This is a genomic window from Pseudomonas sp. Root562 (genome assembly GCF_001427125.1).
Lineage (GTDB): Bacteria > Pseudomonadota > Gammaproteobacteria > Pseudomonadales > Pseudomonadaceae > Aquipseudomonas.
On the sequence record NZ_LMGK01000020.1, the window covers coordinates 179813 to 199501 of the forward strand.

Sequence of the window (19689 nt, forward strand, 5' to 3'; positions counted from 1 at the left end):
ATAAAAACCTGATCAGGAACCCGACCGTGGCCAAATCTTCCCTCGATATCAGCGCCAACTTCGACAGCGGCAACATTCAAGTCATCGACCTCAGTGACCCGCTCAAGCCGCTGCTGGCGATCCGCCCTGATAGCAAAAGCCACCATTTTCAATGGTTCCACTTCAAGGCCAGTGGCCTGCATGTCGGCCAGGAGCATTGGTTTCGCCTGAACAATGCCAGCCAGTCTTCGTACAACAAGGCCTGGGACGGTTATCAGGCAGTCGCTTCCTACGACCACGTCAACTGGTTCCGCGTACCGACCATCTTCGAAGGCGACTGCCTGCGCTTCTGCCTCGAAGCCACCCAGACCCACGCCTGGTTCGCCTACTTCGAACCCTACAGTCGTGGCCGTCACGACTGGCTGATTGAACAAGCACTGGCCAAGGCTGGCACCGAGTTGCTGGCCACCGGCAAAAGTGTCGAAGGTCGCGATATCCAATTGTTGCGCAAAGGCACCGGCGCCGAAGGCCAGCGCAAGGTGTGGATCATTGCCCAGCAACATCCCGGCGAGCACATGGCCGAGTGGTTCATGGAGGGTGTCATCGAACGCCTCGAACGGCACGACGACCCGGGGCTGAGCAAACTGCTGGCCAGCGCCGACCTGTATCTGGTGCCGAACATGAACCCGGACGGCGCCTTCCACGGTCACCTGCGCACCAACGCCATGGGCCAGGACCTCAATCGCGCCTGGCAGAGCGCCAGCCCGGAAATCAGCCCGGAGGTGTTTTTCGTACAGCAGCAGATGGAGAAGTATGGCGTCGATATGTTCATCGACGTGCACGGTGACGAGGAAATCCCTCACGTGTTCACCGCCGCATGCGAAGGCAATCCGGGTTACACACCGCGGATCGAACAACTCGAAGAACATTTCCGCAGCCACTTGAAACGCACCACCAAGGATTTCCAGACCAAGTACGGCTACACCCGCGACGAACCGGGCAAGGCCAACATGACCTTGGCCTGCAACGCCGTCGGGCAGAAATACGACTGCTTGTCCCTGACGCTGGAAATGCCGTTCAAGGACCACGACGATCATCCGGACCCGTTGACGGGATGGTCGGGCAAGCGTTCGAAGCAGTTGGGCAAGGATGTGTTGACGACAGTGGCGGAGATGGTTGATTCGTTGCGTTGATCTACCCGGATGGCTGCATGCCCGGCATGCAGCCTTCAAGCCCTCAGTTACCCGCGATCTTTCCCTCGCAACATGCTGTCCAGCACCTCATCACGCCGAATCCAACCGTGAAACAACGCCGCCGCCAGGTGCAGCAGCACGGTCAGGAACAACAGATAAGCCAGATACCCATGCGCCTTGCGCAAGAACGCAAACACCTGCGCGTTCGCCGGCACAATCGACGGCAACTGCAGTGAGCTGCTGAGCATCACCGGTTCGCCCGACGCCGAAATCATCGCCCAGCCCAGTAATGGCAAGACCAGCATCAAGGCGTACAGCAACACATGCGAGGCTTTGGCCGCCAGCGCTTGCCAACTTGGCAGGTCCGCCGGCAGCGGTGGCTGCGTGGTGGAAAAACGCACCACCAGACGCACGATGACCAACAGCAGAATCGCGACACCCAAAGGTTTGTGCAGATTGATCAGCCATTCATGACGCTCGGACACCGAGGCGACCATGCCCGCGCCGATGAACAACATGGCAACAATCATCAGTGCCATCAGCCAATGCAGCAGGCGCACCAAGGGAGCGAAGTGGTTGGGTTGGGTGCTCATTGCTGGGCCTCCTGTTTGGCGGCGGGCAACTGGCTGACTTCGCTGGTGCGACGCAGGTAGGAATTGGCGTAACCGGCCGAGCGAGCGGCCAGCAACGGGTCGTCGGAACCTTCGATACCGGCGGGCAGTACCAGCGGGTCGTAGTTGATGTCACGGCATTCGCCGTTGAGTTGCGGCTGGGTTTTTTCCAGCACCAGCGTGCCCGCGTTCAACACTTTGCGTCCTTCAGGCCAGGCTTTGCTGGCGTCGTTCACAGGGTCGCCAGGATTGGCCAGGATGATGTTCAACTGCCAACGCAAGGGGCCGGCGGCGATGCGTTGCACCAGGTCTTTCTCGAGAAAATCGCTGCCCTCGGGCGCAGTGGCACCCGGCGCATCCTGCGCTACCGGCACCATGCTCCAGCGCACGGCCTGGCGTTGTCCGGCAGCGTTCACCAGATAAAACGCGTTGACGCTGTTGTAGGTTTCGGTGACATAACTGGCTGACGGTTTGGCGGTCTTGATCCAGGCCAGGAACGGCGCGGCTTCCGGGTGCGAACCGAAGAACGCCGGCACTGCCGCGGGGTCCGGTTTGCCAGTTGCGGGCAGCGGTGACTGGGCCTGTTGCAATTGATAGAAGGCTTCGGGCGTGGCCACCGGGAACACCGGCATGCTGTTCATCCCGGTGCGCCACTGTTGGCCGTTGGCCTGATTGAAACGCAACGCCATGCTACGGATCGGCACGGCGCTGTCCGGCGCGTAGGGATTGCCGGCCGGCAAGGCAAAACGACCGACCACCGGTGTCCGCGGCTCGTTGAATACTTGCGCGATGGAGTAACTGCGCGCTTCGCCGCTGCTCTCGAAATGGCCGATCACGCACACGCCTTTGGAATGGTTGCGACGGAATCCCGGGTGCACACCGTTGTTGGTCTCCAGCACATTGATCAGCTTTTTCGGCGTCAGGCGCTGTGGGTCAAAGGTGCCGTTGACGTAGGCAAATGCCCCGGCGACGACAGCAACGACCACGGCGATGCCAGACAGACGCAAGATCAGGCTTGCCGTGCTCAGGGGGGGCCGGTTGGGCGGTGATGATCGATCTACCATGAAAGACTCCAGGGCCATCGGCCACAAGTGAGAAGAATCAGGCAGACGAACCGCACGCCGGTTTATTCCAGTGTGCGGTATTTATTTTTCCAGGCGTGGAATAACCTCAAGCCCCGGTCGTCTCCCGACACACACAGCGTAGTGACTGGCCAGAACTTCATGAACGATATCGACGAACAACTGCGAGAAATCATCCCCAGATTGCGCCGATTTGCCGTATCGCTGACGCGCAACGCCAGCAGCGCCGACGATCTGGTCCAGGCCAGCCTGGAGCGTGCGCTGTCGAGTTGGGGCGACAAACGTGCCGACGGCGATTTGCGCGCCTGGTTGTTTTCGATTCTGTATCGACAGTTTCTCGATGCGCACCGACGCACCCGGCGTTATGCGCGAATGCTCGAATTTTTCACCGGGCGTGACGATGCGCAGCCTTCGGTGGAACGCACCGTGATCGCCCAATCGACCCTCGACGCCTTCGATCGACTGCCCACCGAACAGCGCGCGCTGCTGCTTTGGGTATCGGTGGAAGGCCTGAGTTACAAAGAGGTCGCCGAGATTCTCGACGTACCCATCGGCACCGTGATGTCCCGCCTGTCCCGGGCCCGCCAGGCCCTGCGCCAACTCAGTGAAGGCGAAATCACCCGCCCCACCCTGCGGAGACTCAAATGATCAGCATGCCCCCAAGCGAGCGCGACTTGCACGCCTACGTCGACCATCAACTCAGCGACGACGACCGACGTCTGGTAGAGACGTTTCTCACCAGTCATCCGGACGTTGCCACCCAAGTGCGAGCCTGGCAGCAAGATGCCCAGCAACTGCGCGCAGCCCTGAGTGGCGCGTTGCAGCAACCGGCCAACCCGGAACTCGATCCCGCCATGATTCGCCTACGCCGCAAACGCCAATCGCGGCGCCACCTGGCCAGCGCCGCCATGTTGCTGATCGCCGTCAGCGTCGGCGGTTACAGTGGCTGGCAAGCCCGTGAGATGACTTTCACCAGCGCACAACTACCGATGACCGATGCACTTCAGGCCTATCGCCTGATTGCCCAGCAAGGGATATTGCCAGCCGACTACAAGGCCGGCGACGATGGCGATATGCAGGGCTGGCTTGACCGCTACTTTATCCAGGCCAATCGCTTGCCTGACCTGTCGGGGGCCGGTTTCAAACCGGCCAGCGGGCGCTTGCTCAGCACCGAACAGGGGCCGGCGGCAATGGTGGTCTATGAGAATCAGGGCGGGCAGAAAATCAGCTTCTACGTGCGCCCGCCGGGACCGAAAAACTACCTGCTGCCCAGAGGCAGTCGCAGTGACGGCGGCTTGCAGGCCGAGTATTGGTCGGGGGGTGGCTACAACTATGCGATGGTCAGCCCGACCGATACGCCAGCCGCACAGATGCTCAGGCAAACCAGCCGGTTCTGATCCCCCCTGTAGGAGTGAGCCTGCTCGCGATAGCGGTCTTATAGTCACTGAAATGTTGACTGACAGAGCGCTATCGCGAGCAGGCTCACTCCTACAGGGGACGGTAGAGAATTCAAACCTGCCCAAACACCTGCGATGGCCGTCGCAATAGTGGATCAAACGGGTTGATTCGCGGACCGATCAACGCCGCTTCACGTTTGAGCATTTCGACCACCGTCGGCAAACGATCCGGACCTAATCGATCGCTCACGGTGGCCACACTCAACGCCGCCACTGCCCGCCCTTCGCGATCGAGAATCGGCACGGCCACCCCGGCCATGCCCTGCAACACGCCGGTGTTGCGCCCGGCGTAACCGAGCTTGCGCACGTTCTCGACTTCCGAGCGCAGGAACACTTCGTCGTACAAATGGAAATCCTTCAACCGCGGCAGGTTGTAGTGGATGACCGTGTCGCGCTCCTCCTCCGGCAGGAATGCCAGGATCGCCAGGCTGCCCTGACCCACGCCCAGCGCCACGCGCCCGCCGATATCACCGGTGAACGTACGGATCGGAAACGGCCCTTCACTGCGGTCCAGACAAATCGCATCGAAACCACTGCGCGCCAGCAAAAACAACGAGTCGCCCAACGATGCCGACAGCCGCAACAGTGACGGGCGCACCAGCTCGCGCAGGTTGCCACTGTTACCTGCGCGGGCCGCCAGGGCGAAAAAATCCAGGCTCAGGCGATAACGTTTGCTGCGCGCGTCCTGCTCGACCATGCCCTCTTCCATCAGGCTGCGCAGCAAACGGTGGGTAGTCGGTTGCGACAAGCCGATGTGTTGGGCCAATTGCGTCACACGCTCCCCGCCTTCGACGGTGTCACCCAACGCACGCAGCACCGCAAACAACCGTGAGACGGCGCCGACACCGACTTCATTTTTGCTTTCATTCCGGTCAATGGAATCTGACATGTAGTTTCTCGACAATTTATTTACTGATCGAATAAAACTGAAAATAGTTATCGCCTCAGTGAAATAGGCCATTGAGCCCATCCTAGTCTTCGTCCTAATCTGCGTCCAGACAGGGGCGATTCGAACAACAGCGGCAGCCGACTCAAGTCGAGCGCCAACGCACCCCGCAACAATCTTTCGTATCTGCCCATACAAAAAAGCGCGCCTTCGGGCGACGCATAACAATCCCAGGTGGAGGCAGTCATGGCTTTTGTGCAACTTGAAAAACTCGGCAAACGCTACGGTGACATCGACGCCGTGGTCGCCACCGACCTCTCGGTGGAAAAAGGCGAGTTCGTGTCCCTGCTCGGCCCTTCCGGGTGCGGCAAAACCACCACCCTGCAAATGATCGCCGGCTTCGTCGAAGTCACCAGTGGGCGCATCGTGCTCGATGGCCGCGACATCACCCACGCCAAACCCGCCAGCCGTGGCCTGGGCGTGGTGTTCCAGAGTTACGCACTGTTCCCGCACATGACCGTCAAGGACAACGTCGCCTTCGGCCTGCGGATGCGCAAGGTGCCGAGCGCCGAAATCCGGCAGCGGGTGGACCGCGTGCTGAAACTGGTTCGCCTCGATCAGCACGCCGAGCGTTACCCTCGGGAGTTGTCCGGTGGCCAGCGCCAGCGTGTCGCCCTGGCGCGGGCACTGGTCATCCAGCCGCCGGTGTTGCTGCTCGATGAGCCGCTGTCCAACCTCGACGCCAACCTGCGCGAAGAGATGCAATTCGAGATCCGCCGCATCCAGCGCGAAGTCGGGATCACCACGCTGATGGTCACCCATGACCAATCCGAAGCGCTGTCGATCAGTGATCGCGTAGTGGTGATGCAGGCTGGCCGGATCACCCAGATCGATGCGCCCTACACCCTCTACGAACACCCGCGCACCGAGTTCATTTCCGGCTTCGTCGGCAAGGCCAATCTGCTGCCCGGTGAACGAGACAGCAGCGGTGGGGTTCAGGTGTGCAGTCGTGGTGACGGTGATCTGACCTTGAGCCTGCGCCCGGAAAAAATCGATCTGCGTGACGCCGGTCATGGACGCTTGCAGGGCAAGATTGCCAGCCGTTTTTTTCTCGGCAGCCAATGGCTCTACAGCGTGTCGACGCCCCTCGGTGAACTCTGCGTGGTACGCCGCAACGATGGCTCGGCACCGCTGAGCGAAGGCACAGCCGTTGGCCTCGATTGGGATGCCGCACTGCTGCGTGTACTGACTGTCGACGAGGTGATCGCATGAGTTCGTTCACCGCCATCCGCCAGGGTCGCCAAGGCTACTTGCTGTCGGCACCGGCCCTGGCCTTGTACCTCGGTCTGCTGCTGATCCCGCTGGCATTGACGCTGGTGCTGTCGTTCAACGTCTTCGACTACAGCACGGGGATCAACGGCAACGCCTTCACCGTCGAGCACTACAGCAGCCTGTTGGGCGATCCGTATTTCTATGAAATCTTCCTGCGGACCTTGTGGATCAGCGCTCTGACCACCCTGCTCTGCGTACTGATTGGCGTCCCCGAGGCTTACATCCTCAGCCGCATGGGCACCCCATGGCGCTCGATTTTCCTGATCCTGATCCTCACTCCGCTGCTGATTTCGGTGGTGGTACGCGCCTTCGGCTGGAGCCTGTTGCTCGGTGCCGATGGCCTGGTCAACCAGACCCTGCAAGCGCTCGGCGGCTCGCCGATGAAACTGCTCTACACGCCGTTCGCGGTGGTGATTGCACTGGTCCACGTGATGCTGCCGTTCATGATCATTCCGGTCTGGACGTCGCTGCAAAAACTCGATCCCGCCGCTGAGCAGGCTGCGCTTTCACTGGGTGCCAGTCACTTCACGGTGATCCGCCAGGTGGTGCTGCCGCAGGTCATGCCCGGCATTTTGTCCGGAACGCTGATCGTATTCGGCCTCGCCGCCAGCTCTTTCGCGATTCCCGGCCTGCTTGGCGGACGCCGTTTGAAGATGGTCGCCACGCTGATCTACGACCAGTACCTGTCGGAGCTCAACTGGCCGATGGGCGCGGCAATTGCCGTGGCCCTGCTGCTCATCAACCTGCTGATCATGCTGTCGTGGAACCGCATGATCGAAGGCCGCTACAAGAAGTCATTGGGATAATTCGTCATGTCCAGGAACGGTCCTTTCGCCCTGCTGTTTCATTCCCTGGTGGTGCTGTTCATGATGGCGCCGCTGGTGGTGGTGTGCCTGGTGGCCTTCACCCCGGAGAACACCCTGAGCCTGCCGACCACGGAGTTTTCCCTGCGCTGGTTCCGTGCCGTGTTCGAACGCGCCGACTTTGTCGATGCGTTCTACAACAGCCTGATTCTGGCGTTCAGCGCCGCCTCGCTGGCGACGCTGGTGGCCGTGCCTGCCGCGCTGGCGATCACCCGTTTCGAGTTTCCCGGCCGGGATTTTCTCAACGGGCTATTCCTCTCGCCGATCATCATTCCGCACTTGGTACTCGGGGTGGCGTTGCTGCGCCTGTTCGCGCTGATGGGGGTCAACGGCAGCTTCGCCTGGCTGATTTTCGCCCACGTGCTGGTGATCACACCGTATGTGCTGCGACTGGTCCTGGCTTCGGCCATCGGCCTGGATCGCAGTGCCGAATATGCCGCGCAATCGTTGGGAGCCGGTCGCTTCACGCTGTTCCGGCAGATCACATTGCCAATGATTCTGCCCGGTGTGGCCGGCGGCTGGCTGCTGGCATTCATCAACAGTTTTGACGAGGTCACGCTGTCGATCTTCGTCACCTCGCCGGCCACGCAGACCTTGCCGGTGCGCATGTACGTGTACGCCACCGAATCCATCGATCCGATGATGGCGGCGGTATCGGCACTGGTCATCGCGCTGACGGCACTGACCATGATTTTGCTGGATCGGGTCTATGGCCTGGATCGGGTTCTGGTAGGGAAACAATGAGGACGCCATGGCTCTGCTGAAACGACTGGCCGAAGGCGACCGCCCGGCCCTGGACTTTACCCTCGACGGCCAACCGGCCAGCGGCCTGCTCGGCGACACCTTGCTGACGGCGCTGCTGACCTGTGGCGAACACTTGCGCGGCAGCGACTTCAGCGCCGAACCCCGCGCCGGATTCTGCCTGATGGGCGCCTGCCAGGACTGCTGGGTGCGCCTGGGCGATGGCCGCCGCGTACGCGCCTGCTCGACCCTGCTGGAAGCCGGACAACAGATCAATCGCGAACCGGGACGCTGTCTATGAAACCCGTTGTCATCATCGGCGCCGGTCCTGCGGGTATCCGAGCAGCACAAACCCTGGTTGCCCATGGCGTGCGCCCAGTGCTGCTGGACGAAGCGGCGCGTGGCGGCGGGCAGATTTATCGGCGCCAACCGGCCAATTTCAAACGCTCTGCGGTCAAGCTTTATGGCTTCGAGGCGCGCAAGGCCGGCGCTTTGCACCGGACTATCGACACACTGCGCGAGCAGCTCGACTACCGTCCGCAGACACTGGTGTGGAACGCCGAAGACGGCGCTCTCGATACCTTGCACGACGGCCGCGCCGCGCGTCTGGAGTTTTCCCGGGTGATCGTCGCCACGGGCGCCACCGACCGCATTCTGCCGGTGCCGGGCTGGACGTTGCCTGGGGTCTACAGCCTCGGCGCTGCGCAAATCGCCTTGAAATTCCAGGGCTGCGCCATCGGTGAGCGCGTGGTATTCGCCGGTAGCGGACCGTTGCTTTACCTCGTCGCCTATCAATACGCCAAGGCCGGCGCGAATGTCGTCGCGGTGCTCGACACTTCGCCCTTCAGCGCCCAGGCGCGCGCCCTGCCCGGCTTGCTGTCACAACCGGCCACGCTGGCCAAAGGTGTCTATTACCGCAGCTGGCTGACCGCCCATGGGATTGCGGTGCATCAGGGCGCCACACTGAGTCGCATCGACGGCGGACACCGTGTGCAATCACTGAGCTGGACCCGCTCCAACGCGGAACACCGACTGGACTGCGACGCTGTCGCTTTTGCCCATGGCCTGCGCAGCGAAACCCAGCTGGCTGACCTGCTCGGCTGTGAATTCGCCTGGAACCCCCTCAACCGCGCCTGGCTGCCAACGCGAGACAGTGCCGGACGCAGCAGCGTTGCCCAGGTGTACCTGGCCGGTGACGGCGCCGGCATCATGGGCGCCGACGCTGCAGAAATGGCCGGCGAGCGCGCCGCGTTGGCATTGCTCGAAGACATTGGCTACCTGATCGAGCCGCAACGCGCCGCGCATCTGGAACAGGCGTTGTCGCGCATCGGCGATTTTCGCCAGGGGCTGGAACGCGCCTTTGCCTTTCCCGAACACTGGGCTGCGGATGCCGCCGATGACGTGATGGTTTGCCGCTGCGAAGAAGTCCGCGCCGGCGAAATTCGCGAAGTCGTGCGTGAAGGGCATTGGGAAATCAATCGGGTCAAGGCGCACTGCCGAGTCGGCATGGGCCGCTGCCAGGGCCGGATGTGTGGCGCCGCTGCCGCGGAAATCATTGCCTGCGAGAGCGGGCGTGCAGTGTCCGGGATCGGCCGGCTGCGGGCACAAGCGCCGATCAAGCCTTTGCCGTTTGGCCTGGAGATCGAAGCATGATCGAAGTCGACGCGGTGATCATCGGTGGCGGCATTGTCGGGTCTTGCGCCGCGCTGTTCCTGAGCAAGGGCGGTCAGCGGGTCGCGCTGCTGGAACGGGATTTTTGCGGCTCGCATTCCAGCGGAGTGAATTACGGCGGCGTGCGACGCCAGGGCCGTCCGCTGTCACAGTTGCCATTGTCGCAACGAGCCCATGCCCTCTGGGCGCAGTTGCCACAATTGATCGGCATCGACGGTGAGTATCAACGCAGCGGTCATCTGAAACTGGCACGCAGCCTGGATGATCTGCGCGCACTGCAAGACTACGCCGCCAGCAGCCAGGGTTTCGGCCTTGATCTGCAACTACTGGACCGTGCGCAATTACGCGTCCGTTTCCCATGGGTTGGTGACGTGGCGGTAGGCGCTTCGTATTGCCCGGATGACGGACATGCCAACCCGCGGCTGGTGTCCCCCGCGTTTGCGCAGGCGGCACGGCGGCATGGTGCGCAGGTGCATGAGCAGTGTGCGGTGAGCGCCGTTGAACATGACGGCCAGCGTTTCCGTGTTCGCAGCCAAAGCGGACTGGAATGGCGCGCCCCGTGGTTGTTGAACTGCGCAGGCGCCTGGGCCGGCAACCTGGCTGCACAATTCGGCGAACCGGTGCCGATGCACTCCGGGCATCCGGCGATGCTGGTCACCGAACCCTTGCCGTTGGTGATGGATGCCAGCACCGGCGTCGAGGGGGGCGGTATCTATGCCCGTCAGGTCGCGCGTGGCAATTGCGTGCTGGGTGGTGGTCAAGGGTTTGCCCTGGACGATGCCCGCGCCCGCCCCGGCCAAAGCGCGGTGCTGGAAATCCTCCGCCAGGCGGTCGAACTCTACCCGTTCCTTGAAGGGGCCCAGGCGATCCGTACCTGGAGCGGCACCGAAGGTTACCTGCCCGATCGCCAACCGGTGATCGGCCACAGTCGTACCCGGCCGGGCCTGTTGCATGCGTTTGGCTTTGCCGGCGCCGGTTTCCAGATCGGCCCCGCGGTGGGCCAGGCACTCAGCGAGATCATCTGTAGCGGCGCGCCAAAGACGTCGCTGGATGCGTTTTCCATCAACCGTTTTCACTCCATTTCCGTAGCTTGATAGAGGAAGGTCGCGCCAATGAAAAACATCAAACGCACTGCTCTGCTCGGTTTGTCCTGCATGAGCGCCCTGCTCAGCGTCACCCAGGCTCACGCCGAACCGACGCTTTACCTTGGCATGAACGGTGGGACCATGGAGCGGCTCTATGCCGACAAAGTGCTGCCAGATTTCGAGAAGGCCAACAACGTCAAAGTGGTCATCGTGCCCGGCACCTCCGCCGACATCCTGGCCAAAGTCCAGGCCAGCAAAGGCAACCCGCAGATGCATGTGATGTTCCTCGACGACGGCATCATGTACCGCGCCATCGCCATGGGCCTGTGCGACAAACTGCAGGACAGCCCGACCCTGCAACAGATTCCGGCCAAAGGACGGATCAAGGATGAAGCGGTAGCCGTCAGCCTCGGCGTCACCGGGCTGGCCTACAACACGCGTCTGTTCAAAGAGAAAGGCTGGGCTGCACCAACCTCGTGGATGGACATGGCCGACCCGCGTTTCAAAGACAAGCTGGTGTTCCAGTCGATGGCCTCGTCGACGTTCGGCTTGCATGGTTTCCTGATGTTCAACCGGATACAGGGTGGTACTGAAACCAACGTCGACCCGGGCTTCAAAGCCTGGCCAAACAGCGTCGGGCGCAACGTGCTGGAGTACATTCCGAGTTCGGCGAAAATTTCCGAAATGCTGCAAACCGACGAAGCAGCGTTGTTCCCGCTGACCCCGACCCAGGTCACTGCGCTCAAACTCAAGGGTATGCCGGTGGAGTACGCGCAGCCGAAAGAAGGCGCGGTGGTGCTCAACGTCGCCGAATGCGCGATCGCCAACAACACACAACCGGAACTCGCGCAAAAACTCGCCGCGTTCCTGCTCACGCCACAAGCCCAGGCTGCTGCGCTCGAAGACGGGGATCAGATCCCCTCCAACCCGAACACCCCCACCACCGACCGCACCCGTGGGCAGGTCGAGGCGATGAAGCAATACCTGGAAACCGCGATTGCGGTGGATTGGGACCAGGTCAACGAACAGCGCCCGGCGTGGAATGCCCGCTGGAATCGGAGCATTGAGCGGTAGGGATTGCCGAGGCCGATAACACAAACCTGCAGGAGCGAGCCTGCTTGCTCCTGCAGGGGTTTGATTCTCGGGTTTTCGTCGGCACAACTGGAAGCAAAATTACCCAACTGGTTAAACTATGCCGCCGCAGGCCGGGGGCCTGCCAGAAGTTTACGGGGTGATATCTACAGTGGCCGCTCGACCGACCAACCGTTCGCGACTCGCATCACGCTGGCCATCGTTGCGTCGCCTCTTCGGCAAGGCGTCGACTGCCTCTTCCAGTGGCTCGGCCAGCGAACGGGTCATCCGCGACCACTTTCAGCAAAAGGCCTGCGCCCAGGGCTACACCCTCAGTCACAGCCAGCAAAGGGTGATCGACTGCATGGCGCAGCACGCCCGTTCAATGCTTGAAAGCGGATCAAAAAACCTTCCCGGGCTGTATCTGCACGGCGCCGTGGGCCGCGGCAAGAGCTGGCTGCTCGATGGTTTTTTCCAAGCCATCCCGCTCGCGCAAAAGCAGCGCGTGCACTTCCATGAGTTCTTCGCCCGGCTACACCAAGGGATGTTCGGCCATCGTGAGCAAGCGGATGCGCTGGCCACCACGCTCGATGAAATGCTGAGCGACTGCCGCGTGCTGTGTTTCGACGAGTTTCACGTTCACGACATCGGTGATGCCATGCTGATCACGCGGCTGTTCAAGGCGCTGTTTCGCCGCGAGATCCTGCTGCTGGTCACGTCCAACTACCCGCCGGAAGGTCTATTGCCCAACCCGCTGTACCACGCGCGTTTCAAACCGGTGATCGACCTGATCAACGCGCGCATGCTGGTGATGGAAGTCGGCGGGCCACACGACTACCGCAGTCATGCCAGGACCCACGCACAACAGCTGTTCACCCAGGGCCAGTACGTCTGGCCCGCGACATCGGCGCAGCGTCATGCGCTCAACGTGCTGGCGACGGATGCACCGGCCATTGCCCTGCCGGTCGGCACTCGTCATCTGCCCGCCCGTTACTGCGAGGGACGCACCGTCGGTTTCAACTTCACTGATCTTTGCGATCAGCCTACGGCCGTCATGGATTACCTGGAACTGTGCCGACGCTTCGATCACTGGATCATCGATCAATTGCCGAATCTGGCCGACTGCTCGATTGCCGCCCAGCAGCGTTTCATCAATCTGGTGGACGTTTTGTACGATCAGGACAAACATTTGATTCTGCTCGGCCAGCGCTCATTGCGCGAAAGCCTGCACGCCGATGCCATCGATCTGGCGCGCACGCGCAGCCGGCTGGGGCAGCTCAAAGAGGTTCGGGAACCGGTTTGAGGCCGGGTTTGCATCGACGGTAGCGCCACCGTCGCGTTCTTCCCGCTATCATGCCGCCCATTCCTTCGATCAAATAGCGAACCCGTTCATGCACACCGTTGCACAACTGCGCGCCGGTACGCTGGCAGGCATCACTCGCCTCGACCTCAGCGAGAACCTGACACAGTTCCCCCGGGAAATTTTCGACCTGGCGGACTCGCTGGAAGTGCTCAACCTCAGCGGCAATGCCTTGACCCAGCTGCCGGACGATCTGCATCGCCTGAGCCGTTTGCAGGTGTTGTTCTGCTCGGACAATCTGTTTACCGAACTGCCGGCTTGCCTGGGCCGATGTGCGGCGCTGACCATGGTCGGCTTCAAGGCCAACCGCATCGAACACGTCCCGGCAGAGGCGCTGCCGCCGCTGTTGCGCTGGCTGATCCTGACCGACAATTGCCTCAGTGAACTGCCGAGCGAACTGGGTCAACGTCCGCACTTGCAAAAACTCATGCTGGCGGGCAACCGCTTGCGACAGTTACCCGACAGTCTGCGTAACTGCCATCGACTCGAGTTGATCCGCATTGCCGCCAACCGCCTGACCGCGCTGCCGGAATGGCTGCTGCGCCTGCCGAGCCTGAGCTGGCTGGCCTACGCCGGCAACCCGCTGGAAACCGAAGCCGATGCCACCGCCCTCGAAGCCACACCGAGCATTGCCTGGTCGCAACTGCAACTGGAACAACAACTGGGCGAAGGCGCTTCCGGCGTGATCCATCGCGCTTCCTGGGCGAAACCCGGCCAGCCCGCCACAACGGTAGCGGTCAAACTCTACAAAGGCGAAATGACCAGCGATGGCTCGCCGCTGCACGAAATGAACGCCTGCATCACCGCTGGCATTCACCCCAACCTGATCCGCGTAGAAGGCCGGATTGTCGATCACCCGCAACAAACCGACGGGCTGGTGATGCAGCTGATCGCCCCGAGCCATCGCAACCTCGCCGGGCTGCCGAGCCTGGCGTCCTGCAGCCGTGACGTCTATGCCGATGACACCCGCTTCAGCGCCGCTGTCGCCCTGCGTATCGCGCGTGGTATCGCTTCAGTAGCCGGGCATCTGCACCGACGTGGCATCACTCACGGCGACCTTTACGGCCACAACATCCTGTGGAACGAACACGGGGATTGCCTGCTGGGAGACTTTGGCGCAGCGTCATTCCATGCCACCCAGGACAACCTGGAAAGCCGTGCATTGCAGCGGATGGAAGTGCGAGCGTTCGGGGTGCTGCTGGGGGAATTGCTGGAAAGGATCGACTCGGGATTGAGCGATGCGGATCGTCTGCGGCTTGATGCGTTGCAGCAGCGCTGCTGTCAGCCGGATGTGTTGATGCGGCCGGGGTTTAACGAGATTTTGCAGCAATTGAGTTGCGGGTGACCGCTATGCGGTCAATCGCGGGCAAGCCCGCTTCCACAGGGACAGCGCAAAACCTGTGGGAGCGAGCTTGCTCCGGGCGACGTTCCGACGATGACGGTGTCACTGGCGAAACAAATTAACCCGCCAAACCGACAAACATGTCCTGCACGTCATCGTGGTTATCGAGGCCTTCAAGGAACGCTTCGACTTCAGCCATCTGCTCGTCGCTCAGGCCGCTGACCGGGTTCTTCGGCTGGTAGCCCAGTTTGGCCGACAGCACGGTGAAACCCTGCTCAGGCAAGGCTTTCTGAACCGCATCCAGGTCGGTAGGCTCGGTCAGGAACAGGGTCGCGCCCTCTTCACCCGGTTCAAAATCCTGGGCACCGGCTTCGATCGCAGCCATTTCCGGATCCGCATCCGGGGTGTCCGGCGAGGCTTCAATCATGCCCACGTGGTTGAAATCCCAGGCCACCGAACCGGAGGCGCCCAACTGGCCCTTGCGGAATGCGACGCGGATTTCAGCGACGGTGCGGTTGATGTTGTCGGTCACGCATTCAACGATCAACGGCACCTGATGCGGTGCAAACCCTTCATATGTCACGCGATGGTATTGCACGGTTTCGCCCAACAGGCCCGCACCTTTCTTGATGGCGCGGTCCAGTGTTTCCTTGGGCATCGATGCTTTCTTGGCCTGTTCCACCACCAGACGCAAGTGTGCGTTGGTGGCGGTATCGGCACCGTTGCGTGCAGCAATGGTGATTTCTTTCACCAGTTTGCCGAAGATCTTGCCCTTGGCGTTAGCTGCCGCTTCTTTGTGTTTAACCTTCCACTGTGCGCCCATTACTCACTCTCTTGTCTATGGCGCCGAGACATCTATTGGCCGACGCATGGCGCCAAGTTTATACGGCCTAAAGTTGGCAATCGACCAAAAATTCTCAACGGCAGGATCGACATCTTCACCGGCTTTTGTAGGGCATTTCTGAAACTACGATTCGCGATGACTATCAAGGGTCATGGTTTCGTACCCTTCGCACCCGTACTCCTCGGTAGAAGCGCGATCAATGCACAACGACAAGGAAAGTCCCTTCACCCTGACACTGCTCGACGACAATTTGAGTTTGCAGGTGGTGCAGTTCAGTGGCCGCGAGGCTCTCAATCAACCCTATCGATTCGATATCGATGCCATCGGCCTCGCTCCGGGCCTGCCCCTTGAGCGGCTGCTGCAACAACCGGCACTTCTGGTTATCGGCCATGGCCACTACATTCATGGCGTACTGCACAGCGCCAGCCACGAACATCGCGGCCATCAGCGGGTGGGCTACAAACTGATACTGGTGCCTGCACTTCAGGCGCTGGAGCGGCACAGATCACGACGCATTTTCCAGCACCTCAGTGTGCCGATGATCCTGGGTCGACTGTTGCAAGAACATGGTTTACCCGACAGCAGCTTCCGCTTCGAGCTCCAAGACAGCCACTATCCCCTGCGACCTTTTTGCATTCAGTACGAGGAAAGCGATCTCGCGCTGCTGCAACGGCTGTGCGAGGAAGAGGGCATTCACTACCACTTCGAACATCACCGGGCCGGCCATGTTCTGATTTTTGCCGATGACAGCCTGAGTTTCCCGCAGGAACCGCTGCTGATGCCCTTTCAAAACGACATGCTCACGATCGCTCAATCACCGGTGATCAGCGAACTGTTCCAACGCCACGATTTATTGTCTTTGCCGCTCCAGGTGGATGCCCGAAATCGCGCTATAGCAGCTATCGGGGATAGCGCCGTCAATCACTCTTCGCCGCGCTCGGCGTCCAGCCCTGTTCACCCACAGCGTCATCGCGAGCAACTGGGTCGACGGCAGTTGGAGCGCCTGCGAAGTCAGCAGGTGAAAGTCCATGGGCAGAGCAACCACTGCCGATTGCGCAGCGGGTGCATCGTGCAGGTGGCGGAACATCCGTTGCGGGGTTTCAACGATCAATGGCTGGTCATTCAGGCACAGCATCAAGGGCGGCAGGATTCGATTCTGGAGCAGGCTTGCCCAAGCACGCCCCGTCATTACCACAATCAGTTTTGCGCCATTCCCTGGTCAACGGTGTTCCGGCCGGCGCTTGAACAAGACCGGCCGCGCATCACCGGTTTCCAGCCTGCCCGGGTGTGTGGTCCGGCGGGCAAGCCGGCTATTGAGGATGATCAAGGGCGAATCCAGGTACGTCTGTGGCCGGCGACAACCAGCGACTGCGAAGCACCTGCCGACCTCTGGTTGCCGGTCGTGCTGTCGACTGCGAACACCGGGTTCAATCCGACCGGCATGCCCCTGGCGGGTAGCGACGGGCTGGTCAGTTTCATCGACAGCGACCCCGACCGCCCAGTCTTTTGCGCGAGCTTCAGACAACACCCCTCGATTCCAGCAGTTCGCCAGCAAAAGCCGCGCAGCGATACCCGCTTGTTACTCGATTGGCTGGTCAATCGCACCGACCTCAAGCCATGAAAAGTCAGGATTTGCCAACGATGGCTGCAAGCTTCGCCGGAAGCCGGCCTGCCGCAGATGCAGCAGGCGACGAGGGAAAGGATTCAGGTACCCAGAGGTTTGACGGTTATCGCTTGATTGGGTACGCAGGCGAATGGAGTACCCATGCCATTGGGGCGGCTGTTCCAGTGAGGGATCAGTACCAGTGCGGAGAACATCGCACAGCCGGCAAAGACGATGAAAACGGTAACGGTGTCAAAGTAGCCCGGCAGCAAACCACCGAGAATCGCCCCGACCGAACCGCAGCCGTTGACGAACCCGGCCGCTGTCGCGCCTGCCTTTGCAGTGCCGAAGTCGATGGCGGCAGCGCCACTTATCATCGAGTCCGGACCGTAGAGTGTCAGGCCCATGACGAACAACAGCGCCACCACCAGTACCACGCTGCCGGTGTGCAGGGCACCCATGAAAAACGCCAGGGATACGGTCAACGCCAACAGACTGATCACGCAGGCCGGCATGCGTCGGGCGCCGAACAGTTTGTCCGAGGCCAGGCCAATCAGGATCGGCCCGAGCAACCCTGCCAACTCAAACGCGGTGGGAATGATCGCCGCCCCGACCTTGCCCACCGAGGGCATCTGCTCGAAAACAATCACCGGCCCCCACAGCAGAATCGCGTAGCGCGCCGGTTTCAGCATGAAATACGCCAGCCCCAACACCAGCACCGTGCGATTGCGCAGGATTTCCTTCAACGGCACCCACATGCTGATTCTGCTTTGCGCGTCGGCCTGTTCGGCGGTCAGCTCAGGCTCAGGTTCAACTGCCGGCAAGCCGACGTCTTGGGGTTTGTTGCGTTGAAAAATAAAGAACAGCACGGCAACCAGCCCAACCACCGCCGCACTGGAAATGAACGCCGCATGCCAGCTGCCGACGAGCGTGTACGCCCACCAGCCAGCAAACGGAGAGGCCACCAGACCACCGAAGGCGTAGCACGAACTCCATAAGCCCAGCACACGCCCACGTTGCTCCGAGGGGAAGAAACTGCCGAGGTTCTTGCACAGTCCCGACCAACCGGTGGACTGCGCCAGGCCTTGAATCAGCATGCAGGTCGCGAAGATCGGCAGTGTTGCAAAGTTGCCCATCACCAGCGCCGCCGCGGCGGAGATGACCAAGCCGCCGAGCACCACGACCCGTGGCCCGAAACGGTCTGCGAGGATGCCCCAAGTGAATTGGCCAACGGCGTAAGCGGTCAGGTAGATGGCGTCGAGGTTGGCCATGGCCATTTTGTCGAGCATGAACGTCGGGTCTTCGCCGATCCCCAGCTTGGCGACTGAAAACGCTTTGCGTGTGAAGTAGAAAGCGGCGTAGGCGAGCCAGGTGATCGCGAAAATCTGCACGCGCCAACGCTTGATGGTGCCGATGTGCTTGTTCATTGTGGTTCTGACCTCAGGGTTGAGTGTGCCGGCAGAATTAAATGAAAACGCCTGTCTTTTTTATTGTTGAGCACTGCGAAATCACCTTGTCCCTGTAGGCGATTGCGGTCAGATGAGTCCTGTTGATCCACCAGGCTCATGGCACCCCACTGCTGTTCGACTGACAGTCACCAGGGCTGAGGTACATAAAAACAATGACTGATAAATAAATGAAATCGATTTATCGTATTTCCAAAATAAGCTCAGCTTGTTAATGGAGATTCCCATGTCGGTTTCCCACGCCCAACTCAAAGCCTTCCATGCCGTGGCCGTGCACGGAAGCTTTACCAAAGCCGCCGAGCGGCTCTTTCTCACGCAACCGGCGATTTCCGACCAGGTGCGCAAGCTCGAAGAACGCTACGGCGTGTTGCTGTTCCATCGCAACAAGCGCTCGGTACGCCTGACTGATCTGGGCGAGCGTTTGCTCGGCGTCACGCAAAAGTTGTTCGTGATCGAAGCCGAGGCCCAGGAGCTGTTGCAGGATTCCCAGGCCTTGCAGACCGGCAGCCTGATTCTGGCGGTGGACGCGCCTGTGCATGTGTTGCCGCAAATCGCCAGGTTTTGCGAGCGTTACCCGGGCATCAGCGTGAAGATCGAAACCGGCAACACCGATGAATCACTCTTCCGGCTCTTCAACTATCAAGCCGATCTGGCATTGCTGGGACGCGATGTCAGCGATGAGCGCCTGCTCTCGTTGCCCCTGCGCAACGACCCGATGGTGGCGTTCGTATCACGCCATCATCCATGGGCCGACCGCGAGTCCATCACCCTCTCGGACCTTGACGACACGCCGTTGGTGCTGCGGGAAATCGGCTCGGTCACCCGTCAGACCCTGGAAGAAGAAATGGCCGGCGCAGGGTTGCGCATCCGCCCGGCGATTCAGGTCGAAGGCCGCGAAGCCGCACGGGAGGCGGTGGTGGTCGGGATCGGTGTGGGCGTGGTTTCGGCGGCCGAGTTCGGTGCGGACTCGAGGGTTTGCGCACTGCCGATCACCGATTGCAAGCGGCGGTTGACCGAAACGTTGGTGTGTTTGCGCGAGCAGAGTTCGCGGCGGGTGGTGGCGACTTTTCTGGAAATGGTGCGCGATAGTCTTGTTTAGGCAG

General features: G+C 61.0%; 19 protein-coding genes. 14 read left to right on the forward strand and 5 right to left on the reverse strand.

The window, feature by feature from the left end; translation table 11 throughout:
* Positions 1–26: 26 nt before the first annotated feature.
* Complete coding sequence (locus ASD60_RS14510; RefSeq protein WP_177336585.1) at positions 27–1172, forward strand: M14 family metallopeptidase; 1146 nt, start codon at positions 27–29, stop codon at positions 1170–1172.
* Positions 1173–1219: 47 nt separating this feature from the next.
* On the opposite strand, the gene ASD60_RS14515 is transcribed toward ASD60_RS14510, so the two are convergent.
* Positions 1220–1765, reverse strand: coding sequence for a cytochrome b (locus ASD60_RS14515; RefSeq protein ID WP_056854660.1), 546 nt, complete (start codon positions 1763–1765; stop codon positions 1220–1222).
* Positions 1762–2847 (reverse strand): catalase family peroxidase, encoded by a 1086-nt coding sequence (locus tag ASD60_RS14520; protein ID WP_056854661.1) that lies wholly within the window; start codon positions 2845–2847, stop codon positions 1762–1764. Before ASD60_RS14520 ends, ASD60_RS14515 begins: the two co-directional genes overlap by 4 nt.
* A gap of 159 nt (positions 2848–3006) precedes the next feature.
* Here ASD60_RS14520 and ASD60_RS14525 point away from each other — a divergent pair, with 159 nt between their 5' ends.
* Both ASD60_RS14525 and ASD60_RS14530 read left to right on the forward strand, forming a co-directional pair.
* On the forward strand, positions 3007–3513 hold the full coding sequence (locus tag ASD60_RS14525) for a sigma-70 family RNA polymerase sigma factor (protein ID WP_056854662.1): 507 nt from the start codon (positions 3007–3009) through the stop codon (positions 3511–3513).
* Positions 3510–4262, forward strand: coding sequence for an anti-sigma factor family protein (locus ASD60_RS14530; RefSeq protein WP_056854663.1), 753 nt, complete (start codon positions 3510–3512; stop codon positions 4260–4262). The genes ASD60_RS14525 and ASD60_RS14530 overlap by 4 nt, the downstream gene beginning before the upstream one ends.
* Positions 4263–4374: 112 nt before the next feature.
* On the opposite strand, the gene ASD60_RS14535 is transcribed toward ASD60_RS14530, so the two are convergent.
* On the reverse strand, positions 4375–5211 hold the full coding sequence (locus ASD60_RS14535; RefSeq protein ID WP_056854664.1) for an IclR family transcriptional regulator: 837 nt from the start codon (positions 5209–5211) through the stop codon (positions 4375–4377).
* A 243-nt stretch (positions 5212–5454) separates the two neighbouring features.
* Here ASD60_RS14535 and ASD60_RS14540 point away from each other — a divergent pair, with 243 nt between their 5' ends.
* The 9 genes from ASD60_RS14540 (at position 5455) to ASD60_RS14580 (ending at position 14676) form a co-directional block, all read left to right on the forward strand.
* Positions 5455–6480, forward strand: coding sequence for an ABC transporter ATP-binding protein (locus tag ASD60_RS14540; RefSeq protein ID WP_056854665.1), 1026 nt, complete (start codon positions 5455–5457; stop codon positions 6478–6480).
* Positions 6477–7346, forward strand: a complete 870-nt coding sequence (locus tag ASD60_RS14545; RefSeq protein WP_056854666.1) for an ABC transporter permease — start codon at positions 6477–6479, stop codon at positions 7344–7346. The genes ASD60_RS14540 and ASD60_RS14545 overlap by 4 nt, the downstream gene beginning before the upstream one ends.
* A gap of 6 nt (positions 7347–7352) precedes the next feature.
* Positions 7353–8147 (forward strand): ABC transporter permease, encoded by a 795-nt coding sequence (locus ASD60_RS14550; RefSeq protein ID WP_056854667.1) that lies wholly within the window; start codon positions 7353–7355, stop codon positions 8145–8147.
* A 7-nt stretch (positions 8148–8154) separates the two neighbouring features.
* Positions 8155–8445, forward strand: a complete 291-nt coding sequence (locus ASD60_RS14555) for a (2Fe-2S)-binding protein (RefSeq protein WP_056854668.1) — start codon at positions 8155–8157, stop codon at positions 8443–8445.
* On the forward strand, positions 8442–9797 hold the full coding sequence (locus ASD60_RS14560) for an FAD/NAD(P)-dependent oxidoreductase (protein WP_056854669.1): 1356 nt from the start codon (positions 8442–8444) through the stop codon (positions 9795–9797). Before ASD60_RS14555 ends, ASD60_RS14560 begins: the two co-directional genes overlap by 4 nt.
* Positions 9794–10909, forward strand: a complete 1116-nt coding sequence (locus ASD60_RS14565; RefSeq protein ID WP_056854670.1) for an NAD(P)/FAD-dependent oxidoreductase — start codon at positions 9794–9796, stop codon at positions 10907–10909. The genes ASD60_RS14560 and ASD60_RS14565 overlap by 4 nt, the downstream gene beginning before the upstream one ends.
* 18 nt (positions 10910–10927) lie before the next feature.
* Positions 10928–11974 carry an ABC transporter substrate-binding protein gene (locus ASD60_RS14570; RefSeq protein ID WP_056854671.1) on the forward strand — a complete coding sequence of 349 codons (1047 nt, stop codon included), beginning with the start codon at positions 10928–10930 and terminating at the stop codon, positions 11972–11974.
* Between the two features lie 169 nt (positions 11975–12143).
* Positions 12144–13274 (forward strand): cell division protein ZapE, encoded by a 1131-nt coding sequence (gene zapE / locus ASD60_RS14575; protein ID WP_056854891.1) that lies wholly within the window; start codon positions 12144–12146, stop codon positions 13272–13274.
* An 88-nt stretch (positions 13275–13362) separates the two neighbouring features.
* The gene (locus ASD60_RS14580; RefSeq protein WP_056854672.1) at positions 13363–14676 is read left to right on the forward strand and encodes a leucine-rich repeat-containing protein kinase family protein; all 1314 of its coding nucleotides are present in this window, start codon (positions 13363–13365) and stop codon (positions 14674–14676) included.
* Between the two features lie 115 nt (positions 14677–14791).
* On the opposite strand, the gene ASD60_RS14585 is transcribed toward ASD60_RS14580, so the two are convergent.
* Entirely contained in the window at positions 14792–15496 is a 705-nt protein-coding gene (locus ASD60_RS14585) for a YebC/PmpR family DNA-binding transcriptional regulator (RefSeq protein ID WP_056854673.1), read from the reverse strand.
* A 220-nt stretch (positions 15497–15716) separates the two neighbouring features.
* Between ASD60_RS14585 and ASD60_RS14590 the strand changes: the two genes are divergently transcribed.
* Complete coding sequence (locus ASD60_RS14590; RefSeq protein ID WP_056854674.1) at positions 15717–17138, forward strand: type VI secretion system Vgr family protein; 1422 nt, start codon at positions 15717–15719, stop codon at positions 17136–17138.
* A gap of 83 nt (positions 17139–17221) precedes the next feature.
* Here ASD60_RS14590 and ASD60_RS14595 read toward each other — a convergent pair whose 3' ends face one another.
* Positions 17222–18547 (reverse strand): MFS transporter, encoded by a 1326-nt coding sequence (locus tag ASD60_RS14595; protein ID WP_056854675.1) that lies wholly within the window; start codon positions 18545–18547, stop codon positions 17222–17224.
* A 265-nt stretch (positions 18548–18812) separates the two neighbouring features.
* Between ASD60_RS14595 and ASD60_RS14600 the strand changes: the two genes are divergently transcribed.
* On the forward strand, positions 18813–19685 hold the full coding sequence (locus ASD60_RS14600) for a LysR family transcriptional regulator (protein ID WP_056854676.1): 873 nt from the start codon (positions 18813–18815) through the stop codon (positions 19683–19685).
* Positions 19686–19689: the final 4 nt, after the last annotated feature.